This is a genomic window from Pseudomonas sp. B19(2017) (genome assembly GCF_002113165.1).
Taxonomy (GTDB): Bacteria; Pseudomonadota; Gammaproteobacteria; order Pseudomonadales; family Pseudomonadaceae; genus Aquipseudomonas.
Genome location: NZ_NEJR01000005.1, coordinates 166,281 through 184,786, shown reverse-complemented (window position 1 = coordinate 184,786; position 18,506 = coordinate 166,281). Strand labels below are relative to the sequence as shown.

Below are 18,506 nucleotides of genomic sequence, written 5' to 3'. Positions count from 1 at the left end.
GGACGCCTGCATGTTCGAACGCCTGATCCAATTCGCCATCGAGCAGCGCCTGGTGGTGATGCTGGCCGTTGTACTGATGGCCGCGGTGGGTATCCACAGCTACCAGAAACTGCCGATCGACGCTGTACCGGACATCACCAACGTCCAGGTGCAGATCAATACCGCCGCGCCCGGTTATTCACCGCTGGAGACCGAGCAGCGCATCACCTTCGCCATCGAGACCGCCATGGCCGGCCTGCCCGGGCTCAAGCAGACCCGCTCACTGTCGCGCTCGGGCCTGTCGCAAGTCACGGTCATCTTCGATGACGGCACTGACCTGTTCTTCGCCCGTCAACTGGTCAACGAGCGCCTGCAAGTGGCGCGAGAGCAGTTGCCCGACGGCATCGAAGCGGGCATGGGGCCGATTTCCACCGGGCTGGGTGAAATCTTTCTGTGGACGGTGGAAGCCGAGCAGGGCGCGCTGAAGGACGACGGCACGCCCTACACCCCGACCGACCTGCGGGTGATCCAGGACTGGATCATCAAGCCGCAACTGCGCAACGTGCCCGGGGTGGCCGAGGTCAACAGCATCGGCGGCCATGCCAGGCAATACCTGATTGCGCCGGAGCCCAAGCGCCTGGCGGCTTACAAACTCACCCTCAACGACCTGATCGCGGCGCTGGAGAGCAACAATGCCAACGTCGGTGCCGGCTACATCGAGCGCAATGGCGAGCAGTTGCTGATTCGTGCGCCAGGACAGGTCGCGTCGGCCGAGGACATCGCCAACATCGTCATTTCCAGTGTCGATGGCACGCCAATACGCGTCAGCCATGTCGCCCAGGTCGGCCTGGGCGAAGAGCTACGCTCGGGCGCGGCTACCGAAAACGGTCGGGAAGTGGTGCTGGGCACGGTGTTCATGCTGATTGGCGAGAACAGCCGCACGGTGTCCCAGGCGGTTGCCGCCAAGCTGGTGGAGATCAACCGCAACCTGCCCAAGGGCGTGGTAGCGGTGACGGTGTACGACCGCACCAACCTGGTGGAAAAGGCCATCGCCACGGTGAAGAAGAACCTGGTCGAGGGCGCCATCCTGGTCATCGCCGTGTTGTTCCTGTTCCTGGGCAATATCCGCGCTGCGCTGATCACCGCCATGGTCATTCCGTTGTCGATGCTGTTCACCTTCACCGGCATGTTCAGCAACAAGGTCAGTGCCAACCTGATGAGCCTGGGCGCACTGGACTTCGGCATCATCGTCGACGGTGCGGTGGTGATCGTGGAGAACGCTATCCGCCGCCTGGCCCATGCCCAGCAACGCCATGGCCGCATGCTGACCCGCGCCGAGCGCTTCCATGAAGTGTTCGCGGCCGCCCGTGAGGCGCGCCGGCCGCTGATCTACGGCCAGCTGATCATCATGGTGGTATACCTGCCGATCTTTGCCCTGACCGGGGTGGAAGGCAAGATGTTCCACCCGATGGCCTTTACCGTGGTCATCGCCCTGCTAGGTGCCATGATCCTCTCGGTTACCTTCGTCCCGGCGGCCATTGCCCTGTTCGTCACCGGCAAGGTCAAGGAAGAGGAAGGCCTGGTAATGCGCATGGCGCGTCAGCGCTATGCCCCGGTGCTGGCCTGGGTGCTGGGCCGACGCAAGCTGGCGTTCGCCGCCGCCGCTACCCTGGTGGTGTTGTCCGGGTTGATGGCCAGCCGCATGGGCAGCGAGTTCATCCCCAGCCTCAGCGAAGGCGACTTCGCGCTGCAGGCCCTGCGCGTTCCGGGCACCAGCCTGTCGCAGTCGGTCGTCATGCAGCAGCGTCTGGAGCAGGCGATCATCGCCCGGGTGCCGGAAGTAGAGCGGGTGTTCGCCCGCACCGGCACCGCCGAGATCGCCTCCGACCCGATGCCGCCGAACATTTCCGATGCCTATGTGATGCTGCGCCCGCGGGAGCAATGGGGCGACCCGGGCAAGCCGCGGGATGAGCTGATCGCCGAGGTACAACGTGCCGCTGCCAGCGTGCCAGGCAGCAACTACGAGCTGTCGCAGCCAATCCAGCTGCGTTTCAACGAGCTGATATCCGGGGTGCGCAGCGATGTGGCGGTGAAGCTGTTCGGTGATGACATGGACGTGCTCAACCGCACCGCCGCGCAGATCGCCAGCAGCCTGCAAGGTGTGCCGGGCGCGTCCGAGGTGAAGGTCGAGCAGACCACTGGCCTGCCGGTGCTGACCATTGATATCGACCGCGACAAGGCGGCACGCCATGGCTTGAACGTGGGTGACGTGCAGGACGCCATTGCCATTGCCGTGGGTGGCCGCAAGGCGGGCACATTGTACGAAGGTGACCGCCGTTTCGACATGGTGGTGCGCCTGTCGGAAACCCTGCGGACCGATGTCGACGGGCTGGCCAGCCTGCTGATTCCTGTGCCTGCCAGTGCTGCTGCGGGGGCCGGGCAGATCGGCTTCATCCCGCTGGCGCAGGTAGCCACGCTGCACCTGCAGCTGGGGCCGAACCAGGTCAGCCGCGAGGATGGCAAGCGGGTGGTGGTGGTCAGTGCCAACGTGCGCGGGCGTGACCTGGGTTCGTTCGTCGAGCAGGCCGAGCAGACGCTGATCGAGCAGGTGCGCATACCGCCGGGTTACTGGACACGCTGGGGCGGTCAGTTCGAGCAGCTGCAGTCGGCGGCCGAACGCCTGCAGGTGGTGGTGCCGGTGGCCTTGCTGCTGGTCATGGCGCTGTTGCTGATGATGTTCAACAACCTCAGGGATGGCCTGCTGGTGTTCACCGGCATCCCGTTCGCCCTTACCGGCGGGGTGCTGGCGCTGTGGTTGCGCGACATTCCGTTGTCCATTTCCGCAGGCGTGGGGTTCATTGCCTTGTCGGGGGTGGCGGTACTCAACGGGTTGGTGATGATCGCCTTTATCCGTGGCCTGCGAGAGGAAGGGCGCACGTTGCGGGCGGCGGTCGAGGAGGGTGCGCTGACGCGCTTGCGGCCGGTGCTGATGACGGCACTGGTGGCGTCGCTGGGGTTCATCCCGATGGCCTTGGCTACCGGGACCGGGGCCGAGGTGCAGAGGCCGCTGGCGACCGTGGTGATTGGCGGGATTCTGTCATCCACCGCACTGACCTTGCTGGTGTTGCCGGCGTTGTATCAGTGGGCGTATCGGCGCGAAGAGGTGCAGGAGGGTTGAGCCTCCGGGGCCGCGTTGCGGCCCTTCGCGGGCTTGCCCGCTCCCACAGGTGTGTCGCTGAACCCATGGTTTGCGCGATCCCTGTGGGAGCGGGCGAGCCCGCGAAGGGCTGCAAAGCAGCCCCAAAAATATCAAACGGTACTACGGGCTCCGGGCCGCGCACTCTCTGTTCCCGCCTCATCATGCAACGAAATCCGCGAAGTTTCCGGCAACGCCAACCCACCCACCAACGCCACCAGTGCTATCACTACCAGGTAGAACGCCGGGGCCAGGCTGCTGCCGGTCTGCCCGATCAGCCAGGTCGCCACCAACGGCGCGGTGCCGCCAAACAGCGTATAGGCCACGTTGTAGGTAATCGCCGAAGCGGTATAGCGGGTACGGGTGGGGAAGCTTTCCGACAGCAATGCCGCCGTGACCACACCACTGCACAATGCCCCCACCGCCAGCAGGACCACCCCTAGCAGCGCGCCGGACATCGAGCCGGAGCTGGCGAGCCAGTACGCGGGGAAAACGCACAGCATCACCCACAGGCAGGTAAAGCCGATGGTCTTGCGCCGCCCGACGCGGTCCGAGAACGCGCCGGCCAGCGGGCAGCCGACGGCGGCGAACAGCAGGGCCACGGTGGTCACCAGCAGCGATTGCGCGCGGGTCAGGTTGCCGACCAGTTGCAGGTAGGTGGCGAAGTAGGTGGTGAACATGTAGAACGACAGCGCGGTCAGAGAAATGAAGGCCCCCAGGTTGCGGATCGTTCGGCCATGGTTGCGCAGGGTTTCCTTGAGCGGTGAATGTTCATGCTCGTTGCCCTGGGCAATGGCTTCGCGGAACGCCGGGGTTTCTTCCATGCGCCAGCGCAGGTACAGGCCGACCAGTCCCAGCGGGGCGGCGATCAGGAACGGGATGCGCCAGCCCCAGGCATTCATCGCTTCGACCGACAGGCTGGCTTCCAGGCCATAGGCGATCACCGCCGCGCAGGCAAAGGCGGAAAAGGTCGAGACCGGTACGAAGCTGCCATAGAAGGCGCGCTTGTCGTTGGGCGCGTGCTCCATCAGGTAGGCGCAGGCACCTGCATACTCGCCACCGGCGGAAAAGCCCTGCAGGCAGCGCGCCAGGGTCAGCAGTGCGGGGGCTGCCAGGCCGATGCTGGCGTAGGTCGGCAGCAGGCCGATCAGGGTAGTGGAGCCGGCCATCAGCAGGATGGTCAGCGACAGGATACGCTTGCGCCCCAGGCGGTCACCCAGCGCGCCGAACACGATGCCGCCCAGCGGGCGCAGGGCGAAGGCTACGGCGAACACCGCAAAGGTCTTGAGCAAGGCCACACTGGCGTCTTCGCTGGCGAAGAACTGGCTGGCGATCAGGGTTGCGAGAAAGCCGTAGACGGCGAAGTCGAACCATTCGACGAAATTGCCGATGGCCGAGGCGGCGATCACCCGGCGCAGGGTGGCGGGGGATACCTCGTGAGGTGCGGGCATGCGAGAGCTCTCCGGTTCCATTGGCAGGCATGATGAAAGTGGCGCGGTCGGGCCGCGCCATCATTGTTGTAATTGCCAGTAGATCGCCGGGCGCTGGAGGCCGCTTTGTCGAGGGCGACCTCGGGATGCCTGATTCAACCGAACATGATGGGCTGTCCCTGATGGCCCTATCGCCGGCAAGCCAGCTCCCACAGGTACTGCACAAGCCTTGAGTGCGGTGCAAATTCTGTGGGAGCTGGCTTGCCGGCCATAGGGCCATGCGCTCAGAAACGCATGTCCAGCGCCAGTTCGAAGGTACGCGGTGGCCCCATGTAGTACTGGCTGTTGTAGGCCTGCTTGGCATACACCTCGTCGGTCAGGTTGCGTACCCGCCCGGTCAGCGTGGTGTGCTCATCCAGGCGGTAGCGGGCAAACGCGCCGAACAGGCTGTAGGCCGGGGCCTTCAAGCTGTTGGCATTGTCGGCGTACACCGAGCCCACGTAGCGCCCGTCAACCCCCACCGACCACGCCGGGGTCAGGCTGTAGGTCAGCCAGAGGTTGGCGACGTTGGCGGGTACGTTCACCGGTGCGTTGCCCTTGCGCGAAACCGATACGCCGTTGACTGCCTCGTTGAACGCGTCGTAATGCGCATCGACATAGGCATAGTTGGCCTCGGCCAGCAGCTTCGGCGTCACCTGCAGGCGCCCGGACAGCTCGACACCACGTGAGGTCTGCTGCCCGGCCTGGACCGTGAGGTTGGCGTCGTTGGAGTCGCGCACGGCAAAGTCCTTGCGCACGATCTGGTACAGCGCCAGCGTGGCCGCCCCGCGCCCGTCGAGAAAGTCGAACTTGCTGCCCACTTCCCACTGTTCGCCCTTGGACAGGTCGAACAGCCCGACGTTGGAGTAGGTCGCTGCTGCCAGCGAGCCGGCTGGCAGGTCGGCAGAGGTACTGTACTGCGCATAGACGCTGGCGGACGGCGTCAGCGCATAGGTCAGGCCGATACGCCCGGAAAGCGGTTCCCAGCGCCGTTCGAAGAACGCCGGCGAGGTTGGCGTTACCGCGCCGTAGTTGGTCACTTGCATGTCCAGGTAGTCGTAGCGCAGGGCAGTGAGCAGGGCCAGGCGTTCGGTGAGCTGCAGGCGGTTTTCGGCAAACAGCGCGCGGTTGGTCACCTCGTGGCGGCGTTGCTTGGTCAGGCCGGCATTCACCCCGGGGATGTCGTCGAAGCTGCCGGGGGCGAAGTGCTCGGCATCGACCACGTCGCTCCAGCTGCTCGAGGTGGGGTAGAGGGTCTGGCGCATGCGCGAGTACTCCAGCCCCAGCGACCACTGGCTGGCCAGGCCGAACAGCTGGTTGTCGTGGCGCAGCTCGATGCGGTCGCCCAGCAGGTTCTGGTCGTGGCGTTGCAGGTAAGGGCTGCTGCGCCGTACCTTGCCATCGTCGGTGTAGCTGTAGCGTTCGAGGTTGCGGTAATCACGTTGGGCGTTGTAGTGGTACAGCGTGTTGTGCACGCTGGTGCTGTCGCTGAGCTGGTAGTCAAGGATCGAGCGCAGCCAGCGTACCCGTTGCTCGTAGCGGCCGTCGCCGACGTTGTAGTTTTCAAAGCGGCGGCTGTTGGCGATTTTCATCGTGCTGCGCCCGGGCAGGATCGGCGAACCCCAGTAGGGGCTGTCTTCGCGGTCTTCCTGGTACTCCAGCGCCAGGGTGTGAGTGAGGTTGGGCGTGAGGTCGCTCAGCAACGAGAAGGCCAGGCTGTCGGTGTGCCGTTCGTTGCGGTCGACGTAGCCGTTGCCATGCCCGCGGCTGAAGTCCAGGCGCATGAAGTGGCGGGCATCGGCGGGGTTGCTGGCCAGTGCCTGGTTGATGCCGAACGCCACTTCGCTGTCGTCGAAGCTGCCAAGGCGGATACGGCCGTCGAGGGTTTGCTGATCGCGGCCGGCCAATTTGGTGATGTAGTTGATCGAGCCGCCCACCGCGCCCGCACCGTGCAGGAACGACGACGGCCCGCCAATCAGTTCGACGCGGTCGAGTACCCAGGCATCCACTGGCCGGGTGGCGCTGCTGTAGCCCAGGTTTATGCCGTTGTACAACTGGGTAACCTGGTTCTGGGTGAAGCCGCGATAGGCGACGAAGCCGCCGAAGCCAGGGTTGGCCGAGGCATTGACGCCGGTCATGGCGTTGATCACGTCCTGGCTGTCGTTGGCGCCGCGTTCTTCGATCAGGTGGCGGTCCGAGACACTGACCGAGGCCGGCGTTTCCCGCGCGGTAAGGCCCAGGCGCGAGCCGGTGCGGATCGGCTCGTCCAGTTGCACGCCGCTGGCGGCGTCGCGTTCACCGTCGATGGTGGTGGCGCTCAGTTCTACCGGGGCAGCGTCCGCCCAGGCAAGGTTGCAGGTGCCCATGAGCAGCACCAGGGAGGTATTGCGAAGCATGTTGAAGTGTCTTCCACGCAAAGGTCATGGCTGACCGCGAACGCGCAGTCAGGCGCGCCCGGCTCAGGTCAGGCGAAATGAAGTACGGCTGCGGGGAAGGTGGCAGGAGAGGCGCGGGGATTGAGTGCGGGGCGTTGATAGCGTGGCGGCGGTTGCGCCCAGCTGCGCACCACGATGGGCGAGCTGGCCACGGTTTGTGCCGGGGTGAACGACCAGCCGCTGCTGCTGAGCGGTACGGCCAGGCCGAACGAGGAGCACACCGGGCAGTCGAGCTGGGCCATGTGCTGATCGCTGCCGGCGCCATCCAGGTCGATGGCTACGCCGTGCTCGCTGTTGACCGAGCAGAAACCGCCTTCCAGGCCGGCCAGGCGCAGGCCACCCATCTGGCCATGGTGCAGGCCGCACAGCACAAGGCTGAACAGGACGCTGGCGTAGAGCGTCCAGGCGGTCAGCATGCGGGTGTGTCGGGTGGTTTTCATGGCGGCGAATCTACCATCCGGACGAACGGTCGGGTAGTGCTTCGGGCTCAAGATTTTGGGGCTGCCTTGCAGCCCTTTCGCGGGCATGCCCGCTCCCACAGGAACTCTGCTGCTCTCAAGGGTGGCGCATTACCTGTGGGAGCGGGCGTGCCCGCGAAAGGGCCGGTACAGGCGAGGCAAGACGTTCAGCCAACAACTACCCGATTACGCCCCTCCTGCTTGGCCCGGTAAAGCGCTTGGTCAGCTTCGCTCAACGCATCCCCCGGATCGCTCTCGGGCTTGCCATCCCAGTGCGCCACCCCCAGCGACACCGTCACCGCGCCCACCGGCTCCACCGGTGTATCCTGCACCGTCACGCGCAGCCGCTCGGCCACCACCGCTGCAACGTCCAGGCTGGCCCCCGGCAACAGCATCAGGAACTCTTCGCCGCCGGTGCGGCACAGCAGGTCGCCCTCGCGGCAGCAGCGGCGCATCAGCTCGGCGAGCCGGCGCAGTACCTGGTCTCCCACTTCATGCCCGTGGCAGTCATTTACCCGCTTGAAGTGGTCAACATCCAGCACGATCGCCGAAAACGACCGGCCCTCGGCTTCCAGCAACGACAGGCTGAACTCCAGGCTACGGCGGTTGCCCAGGCCGGTCAGCGGGTCGGTCTGGGCGTCGCGGTTGAGCCGGCCGATACGTTCCTGCAGCAGGTTGAGCCCAAACAGCAGCGCGCGCTTGAGCTCGGCCGCCTCGAAGTACCAGGCCGGTACCCGATGCAGGCGCTCGGCAGTGCCGGCACGGTCCATCGAGCGGGCGCCGGCGGCAAGCTGCCACAACGGCCGGGCAATGGTCATGGCCAGCCACCACAGCAGCACGCTGCCCACCAGCGCCAACGGTACGGAGGTGCCGACCACGTTGAGAATCAGGTTGCTCAGCGGCCTCAACGTCTGAGTCAGCGGCTGCTGCGCCACTACGCCCCAACCGGTGCTGGGCACGGTGGCGAACCCGGCGAGCATTTCCACGCCGAGGCTGTTGGTCAACTGCCGGGTGCCGCTGCCCAGGGTCGTCAGCTGGTCGATCAATGCGTTGCCTTCAACCACCGTACCCACGCGCTGGCTGTCGGGGTGGTACAGCAGACGGCGGTTGCGGTCGACCACGTACAGGTAGGAACCGTCCTTGTAGAAGTGCTCGCCCAGCAGGCTGTTGAGGATGTTGTGTTCACGCAGGTACAGGCTACCGCTGACATATCCCAGATAGCGGCCATTGCTGTCGAAAATGGGCTGCGACAGCGCCACCACCAGGTTGTTGGCCGCCGTCACGTAAGGCGTCGATACCAGTGGCCCGCGCGCCTGCAGCGCCGCTTGAACACCGGGCGACTGCATGTGCTTGCCGACCAGGTGCCGCAACGGGGCGGGGGAAATCGCCAGCAGCACCCCGTTGGCATCGATCACGAATGTGGAGTTGAAGGCCAGGCTCTGGTTCAGGACGCGCTCGGTCTCTGCCTGCAGGGCGACGGCATCACCGAGCTGCCGGCCTTGCACGCCAGCGCTGAACGACAGCTGCTGCAGGGCGTTGCCGATAAAGGTCTCGGTGATGGTGGCCAGCTTCATCGCATACACCCGGTTGGCTTCCAGGGCTTGGTCGATCAGCAGTTGGCGCTGCACCCGGTAGCTGGCGAAATAGCTGGCGCACAACATGACCACGGCGGTAAGGGCGCAGAGCACCAGAATGAGTGTGCGTAAATCCAGGCGCAATCCGTGCTTGGTGTGTGGCAATCCTGACCTCAAGTGATGTGAAAACAGCTATTGAACGGGCATAACCTTACGCGTTATGGCCGCAGTGGGGAACCGCGTTCAGGAGCCGGCCTTTTCCAGCGCGTCCAGTTCGTCCTCCACCTGTTGCATACGCTGCTCGGCCAAGGCCTGCACCTTCGCGTCGCGGGCGGTCTCGCGCATCAGGGCGGTAAGCTTGTCGCTCAGGCGCTTGCCGGCCTCGGTGTGTTCCATGGCACGGGCCTTGGCCGGGTCATGGGTGGCCTCGACGATGGAGGCGAACTCGGCATCGCTGAAGTTCTTCTCGCTGTACAGCCGGAACAGGTCCTGGCGCTGGTCCTCGACGGTCAGATGCTTGCGCAGCACACCCTGGATGGTCGCCTGCGACAGTTGCGGGTGCGTGCGGCCGAGCAGCACAGCCATGCGCTCGATGTTGTGCGCGTAGGCATCCTGGAGTGGCAGTTGGGCCAGGATCTGTTCTTCCCGGGAGGGTTTCTGGTCGCAGGCGGTGATAGCGGCAGTCAGCAGCAGGGGCAACAGCAACTTCTGGAAGCGAGGCATGGCGTGGCCTGGTTGGGCAGTGAATGCTACCGATTATACCGATGTCGGCAGGTATGGCTGCGCTGACAAGTCAGAAAGTGCCTACAACGGTGCCGCGCAGGTGATCGACGCGTTCATTTCAAAACCAGCCCGGCTTGCTTACCTTCCCAGGTGCTCGGATTTTTCAATGCAGCCAAGGGAGATTCACCATGACGCACATGGCCCTGTACAAACTCAAACTGCTGGACGAGTTCGAAGACCGCACAGACCTGTGGACCTTCGGTGATTTCGAGAACAGGTTGATGGACCTGTGGCGTGGGGCCACGCGGCATGACGCCAAAGGCATCATCAATACGGCACACAAGGAAAGGCGCTGGCCCAGGACCGTGAAGCGCTACCTGCTGACCAATTACCGGGCGTTTGGCAATGTCAGCGCGGAGCTGGAGCGGACCTTTGCAGAGGTGGTGGCGGCGCTGAATGCGCAGGAGCGGGCGGAGTGGGGGTTGAAGCCAGTTGGCAGTTCGGTCGCCTGATCGATTTTGGGGCCGCCATGCGGCCCCAAAGCCTTTCTGACCACGCGCTACCTCAGAACCCGCCCCCCAACGGCCATTCCACCGCCAACCGTATCTGGTCGCCATCCAGCTCCGCCTGCGCCGTATTGCCCCGATGCACGTCATGGCGCAGCGAAAACACGGTGCCTTTGGCCTTGCCATCCTGCACCACATACCGCGCCTCAAGGTCCCGCTCCCAATGTTTGCCGCCCTTGCCATACCCCAGGTACGCATACCCGCCCGCAGGGTCGACGTGGGTGCCGTCGATAGCGAAACCGCGCACATATAGTGCCGTCAGGTTCAACCCTGGCACGCCGTAGGCGCCCATGTTCAGGTCATAGCGCGCCTGCCACGATTTCTCGTTCGGCGCGTTGAAGTCCGACATCTGCACCGCGTTGGCGATGAAGATCGCCCCCCGCGTCACGTAGTCGAATGGCGTGTTGCCGTCCACTTGCTGCCAGCCCAGGCTGAAGCCGTGCGGCCCATGGTTATAGCGCGAGACCAGGCTCCAGGTGGTGTTGTCGATGCGCCCGGACAGCGCCTTGCCGGTGTCGGTGGTGCGGTACAGGTTGAGGTCGAGGCTGAGACTGCGGCGCTCGTCCAGGGCATGGCTGAGGGTGCTGCCCAGGTAGTGCTGGTTCCAGCTGTCCTGGTAGCGTGAGGTGTAAATGCTGCCGCTGAAGGCGGCGCTTGGGTTCCACGACACACCGGCCAGGTCGAAGCTGTTGCCCTGACGGCCGTTGGAGTAGTTGACCACGAAGCCCTGATCGTGGCTGGAGGCATTGCGGTCGGTACTCTCGTTGAAGTGTCCGGCCACCAGCTTGAGATTGTCGAATTCGTTGCTGGCGAGGAAGAAACCGGTGGCAGTCTCGGGCAGCAGGCGGCTGTCCGAGGAGCTGAACACCGGGGTCTTGACCCGTTGCTCACCGTAGGCCAGCACCGTATTGGACAGGCGCAGTTTCAGTGCCGCGCCGGCACGGCTGTATTCGTTTTTCGGGTGCCCCTCGTTATCCAGCCCGAGCAAGCGCGCCTTGCCCGCGCGCCCGCCGCCGCTGTCAAGTTGCACGCCGAGGTAGGCGTGGGCATCGACCCCGACACCGATCAAGCCCTGGGTGAAGCCGGACTGGAAGGTGCCCATCAGCCCATAGGCCCATTCCTCGGCCTTGCCGTTACGTTCATTGCGCGGCTTGTAAGCGTTGCGCGCGGCACTGTTGCGCCCGCCATGTTTGTAGTCGCGCTGGTCGAATACGCTGCGGTTGAGCAGGCTCCAGCGGCCATCTTCGACAAAACCGTTGCTTTGCGACTGGGCAGATTCGGCCAGCGCAGCCGGCGCTAGCAGGGTGCTGGCGAGCAGCAGGGCGACAGGGCGCGGCATGGGCGGAACTTCCTGTTCAGGGGGCGCGAAAACGCAAGATGCGCGCGCCGTCGAAGGGGTCGATGAGATAGTGGGCGTGCACGCCGAAGGTGCTCAGCAGGCGCTCGGGGGTGAGCACCTCGAGCGGTTTGCCGAGGGCGACCAGGCGGCCCTTGTCGAGCACCGCGATACGGTCGCAGGTAAGCGCCTGGTTGAGGTCGTGCAGGGCCACCAGGGTGGTCACCGGCAGGGCTTGCACCTGTTGCAGCAGGCCTAGCTGGTGCTGGATATCGAGGTGGTTGGTCGGCTCGTCCAGCAGTAGCACCTGGGGCCGCTGTGCCAGGGCTCGGGCGATGTGCACGCGCTGGCGCTCGCCACCGGACAGCGACCCCCACAAGCGTGTGCGCAGGTGCAGGGCGTCGAGGTCGGCCAGGGCTTGCTCGACGATCGCGCGGTCTTCCCGGGAGAATGGCGCCAGCGCCGACAACCAGGGCGTGCGGCCCAGGGCAACGGCGTCGAACACGCTGATCGCATCAAGGGTATCGGCCTGCTGTTCGACCAGCGCGAGGGCCTGGGCGACACGGCGGCGCGGTAACTGTGCCAGTGGCTCGCCCAGCAGCTGCACGCTGCCGCTGCCTGGCCTGCGCAGCCCGGCCAGCACCTTCAGCAGCGAGGATTTGCCGGAGCCGTTGGGGCCGACGATGCCCAGGGTTTCACCGGTGACAACACTCAGTTCGATGTCGCTGAGTACGGTATTGCCGGCCAGCTGCAGCCCCAGGCGCTGGCAACTCAAGGGGGCCACCCGTACCGCCGTCATGACTGTCATGGGCGCCCCCGGCGGCTGATCAGGATCAACGCGAAGACCGGTGCGCCGAGCAGTGCGGTGACTACACCAACGGGGATCACCTGGCCGGGGATCAAGGTGCGCGACAGGATGTCGGCGGCAACCAGGAACAGTGCCCCGCCCAGTGCGCTGGCGGGAAGCAGGCGGCTATGCCCGGGGCCGAGCAGCAGGCGCAGGGCATGGGGAATCACCAGCCCGACAAAACCGATGGCGCCGACGATGGATACCATCACCGCGGTCACCAGCGCCGCGCAGCTGATCAGCAGCAACTGGGTGCGCCGCACCGGGATACCCAGCGACGCCGCCGAGTCGGCACCGAAGGTGAAGGCATCCAGCACACGGCGGTGCCACAGGCACACCACCAGCCCGAACAGCGCCACTGGCACGGCCAGCCACACCGAAGGCCACCGCACGCCGCTAAGGTTGCCCAGCAGCCAGAACAGGATGCCGCGCGCCTGCTCGGCGGTAGCCGACTTGGTGATGAGAAGGGCGGTGAGGGCGTTGAACAGTTGCGAGCCGGCGATCCCGGCGAGAATCACCTGGGCGTTGTTGCTGCTGGGGCCGGCTGCGCGGGCCAGCACCAGCACCAGGGCAAACGCTGCCAAGGCGCCAATGAAAGCGCCGCCGGACATGCTCAGCGCCACGCTGCCAAGGCCCAGCAGGCCGACCAGCACCGCACCGGTCGAGGCACCGGCAGACAGCCCCAGCAGGTAAGGTTCGGCCAACGGGTTGCGCAACAGCGCCTGAAGGATCACGCCGCAGATGGCCAGGCCGGCCCCACAGGCCGCCGCAACCAAAGTGCGGGTCAGGCGGTAGTTCCAGATGATGCCGGCATCGATCGGGTCGACCGGGTAGCCGGCCTGCCACAGGTGGTTGGCCAGCACCTGGCCGACCACGCCGGGTGACAGGTTGCTCTCACCGATAGCGGTGCCGGCCAGCAGGGCTATCAACAGAGCGGCCAGGGCAACAGCGATGCAGGGGAACAGGCGCATCATCATTGGGCTGCTTTACCGCTGGCGAAGGCTGCGGACAGTGTCTGCAGGCCGCGGAACAGGCGAATGCCGGCCTGCATGGCGTCGGCGTCGAGGATGATGATGCGGTCGTGCTTCACCGCATCCATGTTGCGCGTTACCGGGTCGCTGCGCAGGAATGCCAGCTTCTTCCGGTAGTCGTCCGCGGGGTAGCGGCGGCGGTCCATGCGGGCGATGATCAGCCAGGTGGGGTTGGCCTTGGCCAGGGTTTCCCAGCCAACGGTCGGCCACTCTTCGCTGGATTCGACCACATTGCGCACGCCGAGGGTGCGCAGCATGAAATCGGCGACCCCCTGGCGTCCCGCCACGTAGGGGTCGATGTGCAGGTCGGCGCTGGAGAACCAGAACAGCGCCGAGGTGGTGGACAGGTCCTTGCCGGCCAGTTGCGCCTTGGCACTGTCCAGGCGGCCTTTGAGCTCGGCGTTCAGGGCCGTGCCACGGTCTGGCACGTCGAAGATTGCCGCCAGCTGGCTGACGCTCTTGTAGATGCTCTCGACCTGGAACGCCTGCAGGCGGGTGCCGTCGGCGCCCACCAGGTTGTCCTTGCCTTCGCAATCCGACGGTAACAGGTAGGTGGGGATGTTCAGTTCGTCGAACTGTTCCCGGGTGCCGACTGCGCCTTGGGCACCGACCATCCATTCGAACTGCACCGTCACCAGCTGCGGGCGCTTGCCTACCACCCCCTCGAAGCTGGGCTCATTGTCGGCCAGGCGCGGCACCTTGTCGTTCTGCGCCTGGTACTCGGGCAGCACATTGTTGAACCACAGCGAGGTGCCCGCCAGTTTGTCGCCCAGCCCCAGCGCGTAGAGCATCTCGGTACCGGCCTGGCCGATGGTGACCGCGCGCTGCGGTGCCTGGGCGAAGGTTTGCGGCTTGCCGCAGTTGTCGAGCGTCAGCGGGTAGTGGGTGGCAGCAGCCTGGGCCAGGCCGGTGAGGCCGAGGCCAGCGAGCAGGGTGGCTAAACGGGGCAGCATGCTGGGCGATCTCCTATCGGACAGTTCGGGTGAGGAACGCACGGACAGGCATCGCCGAGCCCCGCGGTTGGCAGGGGCAACACTGATGGCCAATCCCGGACACCCCGCCGGTTGGTGAATGTAGGCCGGCAGGTCTCCTGACTGGTGCGTCATGGCCTGGCTCCGGCCTTCCCGGGTTGCTGGCCCAGTGGCATCGATGGAGCAGGCTCGGCACCTACAGTTGCGGGGGCAGTTCCGTTTGGCCCGTCATGACGGGCCTGGGATTCCCTGTTAGTTCCGTGATGGAAACCGGCGGCCGGCATGGTAGACCATCGCGCCGCCGGGTGAAAACGCTTTTCAGAAGTACTTAAGCCAGCGGATGTCACGTCGCCGCGCCTTCAGCCGGGCGAACCAGCGCACCGGCAGGTACAGTGAAACCGCCAGCAACACGGCCCCCAGCCACACCGCGGCGATGCCGTCGAAGCCGAAGTAGTCGCCATGGTTGCGGCCGAACAGCGCCACGCTGGCCAGGTACAGCAGCTTCAGCACATACAGGTGCAGCAAATAGAAGAACATGGGGGCCGCGCCGAACACCGCCAGGGCGCTGATCCAGCGGGCCTGGCCAGCGCGTTCGAAGGCGCGCAGCAACAGCAGGCCGCAGCCCAGGGTCAGGGCCAGGAACAGCAGCGACGGTGGGTACTTGGTGATGTTGAAGAAGCTCATCAGGGTTTGCGTGAGGGTTGGGTAAGCGCTCCATGGCGCCTCGCCGTAGCCGTTGAGCAGGCGCAGCACGACAAAGCCCGGCAGCGCGATCAACCCGGCCAGCAGCAGGCGATGCTGGCGCTGGCCGGCATCGCTGCCACGGGCGAACCACGGGCCCAGACCATAGCCCAGGGCAATGACACCGACCCACGGCAGCACCGGGTACGAGGTGCGCAGGCGCAGGCTTTCGGAGAACGCCAGCCAGCCCCGGTCATGCAGTATCGCCCATGGCACATGCAGGGCGGATTCGGCGCCAAAGTGCAGGCCATCGAGCAAATTGTGGCCGGCGATGATGATGGCGCCCAGGGCGATCAGGGCGGCACGTGGCAACCAGACCAGCAACGACAGGGCGATCATGCTGACGCCGATGGCCCAGATCACTTGCAGGTAGATGACGCTGGGTGGCAGCTGGAAGGTCCAGGCGAAGTTGACCAGGGTGAATTCCAGCACCACCAGGAATAGCCCGCGTTTGAACAGGAACGCCGAGACATCGCTGCGGCCCTGGTGTTTCTCGCCGTACAGCCAGGCCGACAGGCCGGTCAGCATGACGAATACCGGCGCGCACAGGTGGGCCAGGGTGCGGCTGAAGAACAGCGAGGGCTCGGTGGTATCGATTGCCATCGGGTCGCTGACCTGACGGTGCAGGAAGAAGGTTTCGCGGACGTGGTCCAGGAGCATGAACAGGATCACCAGGCCGCGCAGGGCATCGATGCTCTGCAGGCGCTGGGTGAGCAGGGTGGGGGTGGCGGTGGCGCTTGTCATGAACGTTCGCTGGCAGGAATGGATGTCAAATGAAACGTTATCTTATAACTAATTGGTAGTGAGTTGGTAACTGTTTTTGTGGGGCCTGTACCGGCCCTTTCGCGGGCGTGCCCGCTCCCACAGGAATTTCACCCATGCTGAAATCGGTGCAGTACCTGTGGGAGCGGGCAAGCCCGCGAAGAGGCCGGTGCAGGCAGTTCAGGTCAGAAGCTGTAATCCACCGTCGCAAAGTACGACCGTGGCGTACCCATCAACCACTGCTGGCCACTGAACGCCGACTGCACATACTCACGGTCGAACAGGTTGTTCAACTGCAACCCCAGCCTTACATCCGGCAACACCTGCCAGCCGATGTTGGCATCGACCACGGTGTAGCCGGGGGCGCTCTGGGTGTTGGCGGTGTTGGCATAGCGCTCATCCACATAGCGCGCGCCAATACCGGCCTCCACCTGCTGGCCGAAGCCTTTGCTCAACCAAAGGTTGGCAGTACGCCGCGGTACGTTGGCCGGGCGATTGCCGGCACGGTCCTGTGCCACGCCGCCGACCATTTCATCGAAATCGTCATACCTGGCGCGCACGATCGCCGCGTTGGCCGACACCTGCCACTGGTGCGCCAGCGCCAGTTCCAGGGATGCCTCCAGGCCGTCGGAGGTCTGCTGGCCAGCCTGCTGCTTGTCGTGGGTGACCGGATCATCCACCAGCAGCTTCTTCTTGACGATGTGGTAGGCGGCCAATGTCCATTCGCCCCGTCCCTCCCAGAAGCGCTGCTTGAGGCCCACTTCGGTCTGCCTGGCCTCGGTCAGGTCGTAGTGCATCTGCTTGGCGTTCAGACTTACAAGGTTGTCGACCCCATCCTCGCTGGTGGCGTACTGGCCATACAACGACAGGTCGTCGCTGACCGCGAACACCAGCCCGGCACGCCAGTTGCCACCTTGCAGGCTCTGGTCGCTGCGGCTGTCGTCTGTCAGCTTTGCCTGGTCGATGTGGTTCTGGTCGCGGCGCACGCCGGTGACCAGTGACAAGCGTTCGCTCAACTGCAGGCGGTTTTCGGCGAACAGGGCGAAGGTGTGGGTGGTGGACAGCGTTTGCGGGCGCAGCGGCGAGGCGCTGTGGAACCAACCCGGCTGCGGCTGCCACGGGTCGACGTAGTCGCCGCCCACATCGTTGTAGGGCGCGTTGCTGTCGACGTTGAAACGGACCTTGTTGTACTCGGCGCCGACCACGGTCCTGCTGGCCAGGCCGAACAACGTGTGATCGAGGGTGAAGGCCTGGCGATCGCCGAACTGTTCCTGGTTGTGCTTGATTTCCAGGTAACTGCCGCGCAGCAACTGCTGGTGCTCGGCGTCCCAGCTGTAGTCCTCGGCGTTGCGCCAGTGACGGCGGCTCTTGATGTAGTACAGCTGGTTGCTGGTGCTGAGGTGGTCGTTCAACGTCCAGTCAGTGTTCAGGCGGGTCCATTCATCGACGTAATGCTGCACATCGTCCTGCACGTTGTAGTTCTTGTTGCGCAGGCTGCTGCGGTAGTGGCCGTCAATCAGCGGGGTGCCGTAGTAGTTGGCAGGCTTCGCATCGCCCCGGTCGTGGGCGAGGGTGAAGCTGAGATCGTCGCTGGCGTCGAAGCGCAGCGCGGCGCTTAGCGCCATGCTGCGTGACGGAGTGCGATCGACCCAACCGTTACCGGCTTGCTGGTTCAGGGCCAGGCGGTAGCTCAGGCGCTCGCCGAGGCTGCCGCCGCTGTCCAGGCCGAGCTGCTGGCGGTCCCACGAACCGTAGCCCAGGCGCAGGTGGTTGTGTACCTCGCCGGCAAACGGCTTTTTCGGTGTCACATTGACCACCGCCCCGGTGGCGCCTTCGCCATACAGCACCGAGGCCGGGCCACGAATCACATCGATGCGCTCGACCATCCAAGGGTCGACCGGGAACGTCTGGGTACCGGCACCGGTGTACAGGCGTGCGCCGTCGAACAAGGTCATCACCGAGCTGTGCCCGGTAAAGCCGCGGGCGGATAGGCCCGTGCCGCCGTCGCCCGGGGAACCCACATAGCTGATACCCGGTGAACGGGTCACCGCGTCCTGTACGGTGAGGTTGTTGCGCTGCTGGATCTGCTCGGCGCTGATGCTGCTGGTGCTGGCCGGTGTTTCCAGGGCGCTGAGGCCCAGGCGCGAGCCAGCCTGGGTCGGGGTGGCCAGGTCGATGGCGTGGCTGCCCTGGGTATCGGTGATAGCCGTGGAGGGCAGGGCCAGTGGCTCTCGGTCGAGGTCATCGGCCAGGGCCGGCAGGGACACGGCCAGGCAGGCCGCAAGGGGGTGAAGCTTGAAGGTACGGGACATGTCGTTCCACTACTGCAGGAATGAATGGATCCCGGTGGAAAACACGCAAAGGCACACCGTGCAGCAGGGGCGCACACGGATACCGGCCTGCGCCCGCCCACCGCGG

At 65.1% G+C, this 18,506-nt stretch carries 13 protein-coding genes and 1 riboswitch; of the genes, 2 read left to right on the top strand and 11 right to left on the bottom strand.

The window, feature by feature from the left end:
* The first annotated feature begins 10 nt into the window (after positions 1-10).
* A complete protein-coding gene (locus CAF70_RS10030; protein WP_085624534.1) occupies positions 11-3,157 on the top strand; it encodes an efflux RND transporter permease subunit in 3,147 nt (1,048 codons plus the stop codon).
* A gap of 131 nt (positions 3,158-3,288) precedes the next feature.
* Here the strand turns inward: CAF70_RS10030 and CAF70_RS10025 are convergent, their stop codons facing one another.
* The 5 genes from CAF70_RS10025 to CAF70_RS10005 form a co-directional block, all read right to left on the bottom strand.
* Positions 3,289-4,626 carry an MFS transporter gene (locus tag CAF70_RS10025; RefSeq protein ID WP_085624532.1) on the bottom strand — a complete coding sequence of 446 codons (1,338 nt, stop codon included), beginning with the start codon at positions 4,624-4,626 and terminating at the stop codon, positions 3,289-3,291.
* Between the two features lie 263 nt (positions 4,627-4,889).
* The gene (locus CAF70_RS10020; protein WP_085624530.1) at positions 4,890-7,040 is read right to left on the bottom strand and encodes a TonB-dependent siderophore receptor; all 2,151 of its coding nucleotides are present in this window, start codon (positions 7,038-7,040) and stop codon (positions 4,890-4,892) included.
* A gap of 68 nt (positions 7,041-7,108) precedes the next feature.
* Positions 7,109-7,519 carry a DUF2946 family protein gene (locus CAF70_RS10015; protein ID WP_085624528.1) on the bottom strand — a complete coding sequence of 137 codons (411 nt, stop codon included), beginning with the start codon at positions 7,517-7,519 and terminating at the stop codon, positions 7,109-7,111.
* 185 nt (positions 7,520-7,704) lie between these two features.
* Positions 7,705-9,276, bottom strand: a complete 1,572-nt coding sequence (locus CAF70_RS10010; RefSeq protein WP_085624526.1) for a sensor domain-containing diguanylate cyclase — start codon at positions 9,274-9,276, stop codon at positions 7,705-7,707.
* Between the two features lie 78 nt (positions 9,277-9,354).
* Positions 9,355-9,834, bottom strand: a complete 480-nt coding sequence (locus CAF70_RS10005) for a hypothetical protein (protein ID WP_085624524.1) — start codon at positions 9,832-9,834, stop codon at positions 9,355-9,357.
* A 188-nt stretch (positions 9,835-10,022) separates the two neighbouring features.
* On the opposite strand from CAF70_RS10005, the gene CAF70_RS10000 reads away from it, so the two are divergent.
* A complete protein-coding gene (locus CAF70_RS10000; protein WP_085624522.1) occupies positions 10,023-10,346 on the top strand; it encodes a hypothetical protein in 324 nt (107 codons plus the stop codon).
* Between the two features lie 52 nt (positions 10,347-10,398).
* On the opposite strand, the gene CAF70_RS09995 is transcribed toward CAF70_RS10000, so the two are convergent.
* The 6 genes from CAF70_RS09995 to CAF70_RS09970 all read right to left on the bottom strand — a co-directional run bounded on the left by CAF70_RS09995 (position 10,399) and on the right by CAF70_RS09970 (position 18,400).
* Positions 10,399-11,739 carry an OprD family porin gene (locus CAF70_RS09995; protein ID WP_085624520.1) on the bottom strand — a complete coding sequence of 447 codons (1,341 nt, stop codon included), beginning with the start codon at positions 11,737-11,739 and terminating at the stop codon, positions 10,399-10,401.
* Positions 11,740-11,755: 16 nt separating this feature from the next.
* Complete coding sequence (locus CAF70_RS09990) at positions 11,756-12,544, bottom strand: ABC transporter ATP-binding protein (protein ID WP_085624518.1); 789 nt, start codon at positions 12,542-12,544, stop codon at positions 11,756-11,758.
* Entirely contained in the window at positions 12,541-13,557 is a 1,017-nt protein-coding gene (locus tag CAF70_RS09985; protein WP_085624516.1) for an iron ABC transporter permease, read from the bottom strand. The genes CAF70_RS09990 and CAF70_RS09985 overlap by 4 nt, the downstream gene beginning before the upstream one ends.
* Entirely contained in the window at positions 13,557-14,567 is a 1,011-nt protein-coding gene (locus CAF70_RS09980) for an ABC transporter substrate-binding protein (protein WP_085624514.1), read from the bottom strand. The genes CAF70_RS09985 and CAF70_RS09980 overlap by 1 nt, the downstream gene beginning before the upstream one ends.
* A 109-nt stretch (positions 14,568-14,676) precedes the next feature.
* A riboswitch (cobalamin riboswitch) is annotated at positions 14,677-14,875 on the bottom strand.
* 28 nt (positions 14,876-14,903) lie between these two features.
* A complete protein-coding gene (locus tag CAF70_RS09975; RefSeq protein WP_085624512.1) occupies positions 14,904-16,070 on the bottom strand; it encodes a DUF1624 domain-containing protein in 1,167 nt (388 codons plus the stop codon).
* A 203-nt stretch (positions 16,071-16,273) separates the two neighbouring features.
* Positions 16,274-18,400, bottom strand: coding sequence for a TonB-dependent siderophore receptor (locus CAF70_RS09970; protein WP_085624510.1), 2,127 nt, complete (start codon positions 18,398-18,400; stop codon positions 16,274-16,276).
* Between the last annotated feature and the right edge of the window lie 106 nt (positions 18,401-18,506).

What these genes read in the sequence shown, in the direction of transcription:
- CAF70_RS10030 (WP_085624534.1), top strand. Translation starts at nt 11, where the DNA reads ATGTTCGAACGCCTGATCCAATTCGCCATCGAGCAGCGCCTGGTGGTG.
- CAF70_RS10025 (WP_085624532.1), bottom strand. Translation starts at nt 4,626, where the DNA reads ATGCCCGCACCTCACGAGGTATCCCCCGCCACCCTGCGCCGGGTGATC.
- CAF70_RS10020 (WP_085624530.1), bottom strand. Translation starts at nt 7,040, where the DNA reads ATGCTTCGCAATACCTCCCTGGTGCTGCTCATGGGCACCTGCAACCTT.
- CAF70_RS10015 (WP_085624528.1), bottom strand. Translation starts at nt 7,519, where the DNA reads ATGAAAACCACCCGACACACCCGCATGCTGACCGCCTGGACGCTCTAC.
- CAF70_RS10005 (WP_085624524.1), bottom strand. Translation starts at nt 9,834, where the DNA reads ATGCCTCGCTTCCAGAAGTTGCTGTTGCCCCTGCTGCTGACTGCCGCT.
- CAF70_RS10000 (WP_085624522.1), top strand. Translation starts at nt 10,023, where the DNA reads ATGACGCACATGGCCCTGTACAAACTCAAACTGCTGGACGAGTTCGAA.
- CAF70_RS09995 (WP_085624520.1), bottom strand. Translation starts at nt 11,739, where the DNA reads ATGCCGCGCCCTGTCGCCCTGCTGCTCGCCAGCACCCTGCTAGCGCCG.
- CAF70_RS09990 (WP_085624518.1), bottom strand. Translation starts at nt 12,544, where the DNA reads ATGACAGTCATGACGGCGGTACGGGTGGCCCCCTTGAGTTGCCAGCGC.
- CAF70_RS09985 (WP_085624516.1), bottom strand. Translation starts at nt 13,557, where the DNA reads ATGATGCGCCTGTTCCCCTGCATCGCTGTTGCCCTGGCCGCTCTGTTG.
- CAF70_RS09980 (WP_085624514.1), bottom strand. Translation starts at nt 14,567, where the DNA reads ATGCTGCCCCGTTTAGCCACCCTGCTCGCTGGCCTCGGCCTCACCGGC.
- CAF70_RS09975 (WP_085624512.1), bottom strand. Translation starts at nt 16,070, where the DNA reads ATGACAAGCGCCACCGCCACCCCCACCCTGCTCACCCAGCGCCTGCAG.
- CAF70_RS09970 (WP_085624510.1), bottom strand. Translation starts at nt 18,400, where the DNA reads ATGTCCCGTACCTTCAAGCTTCACCCCCTTGCGGCCTGCCTGGCCGTG.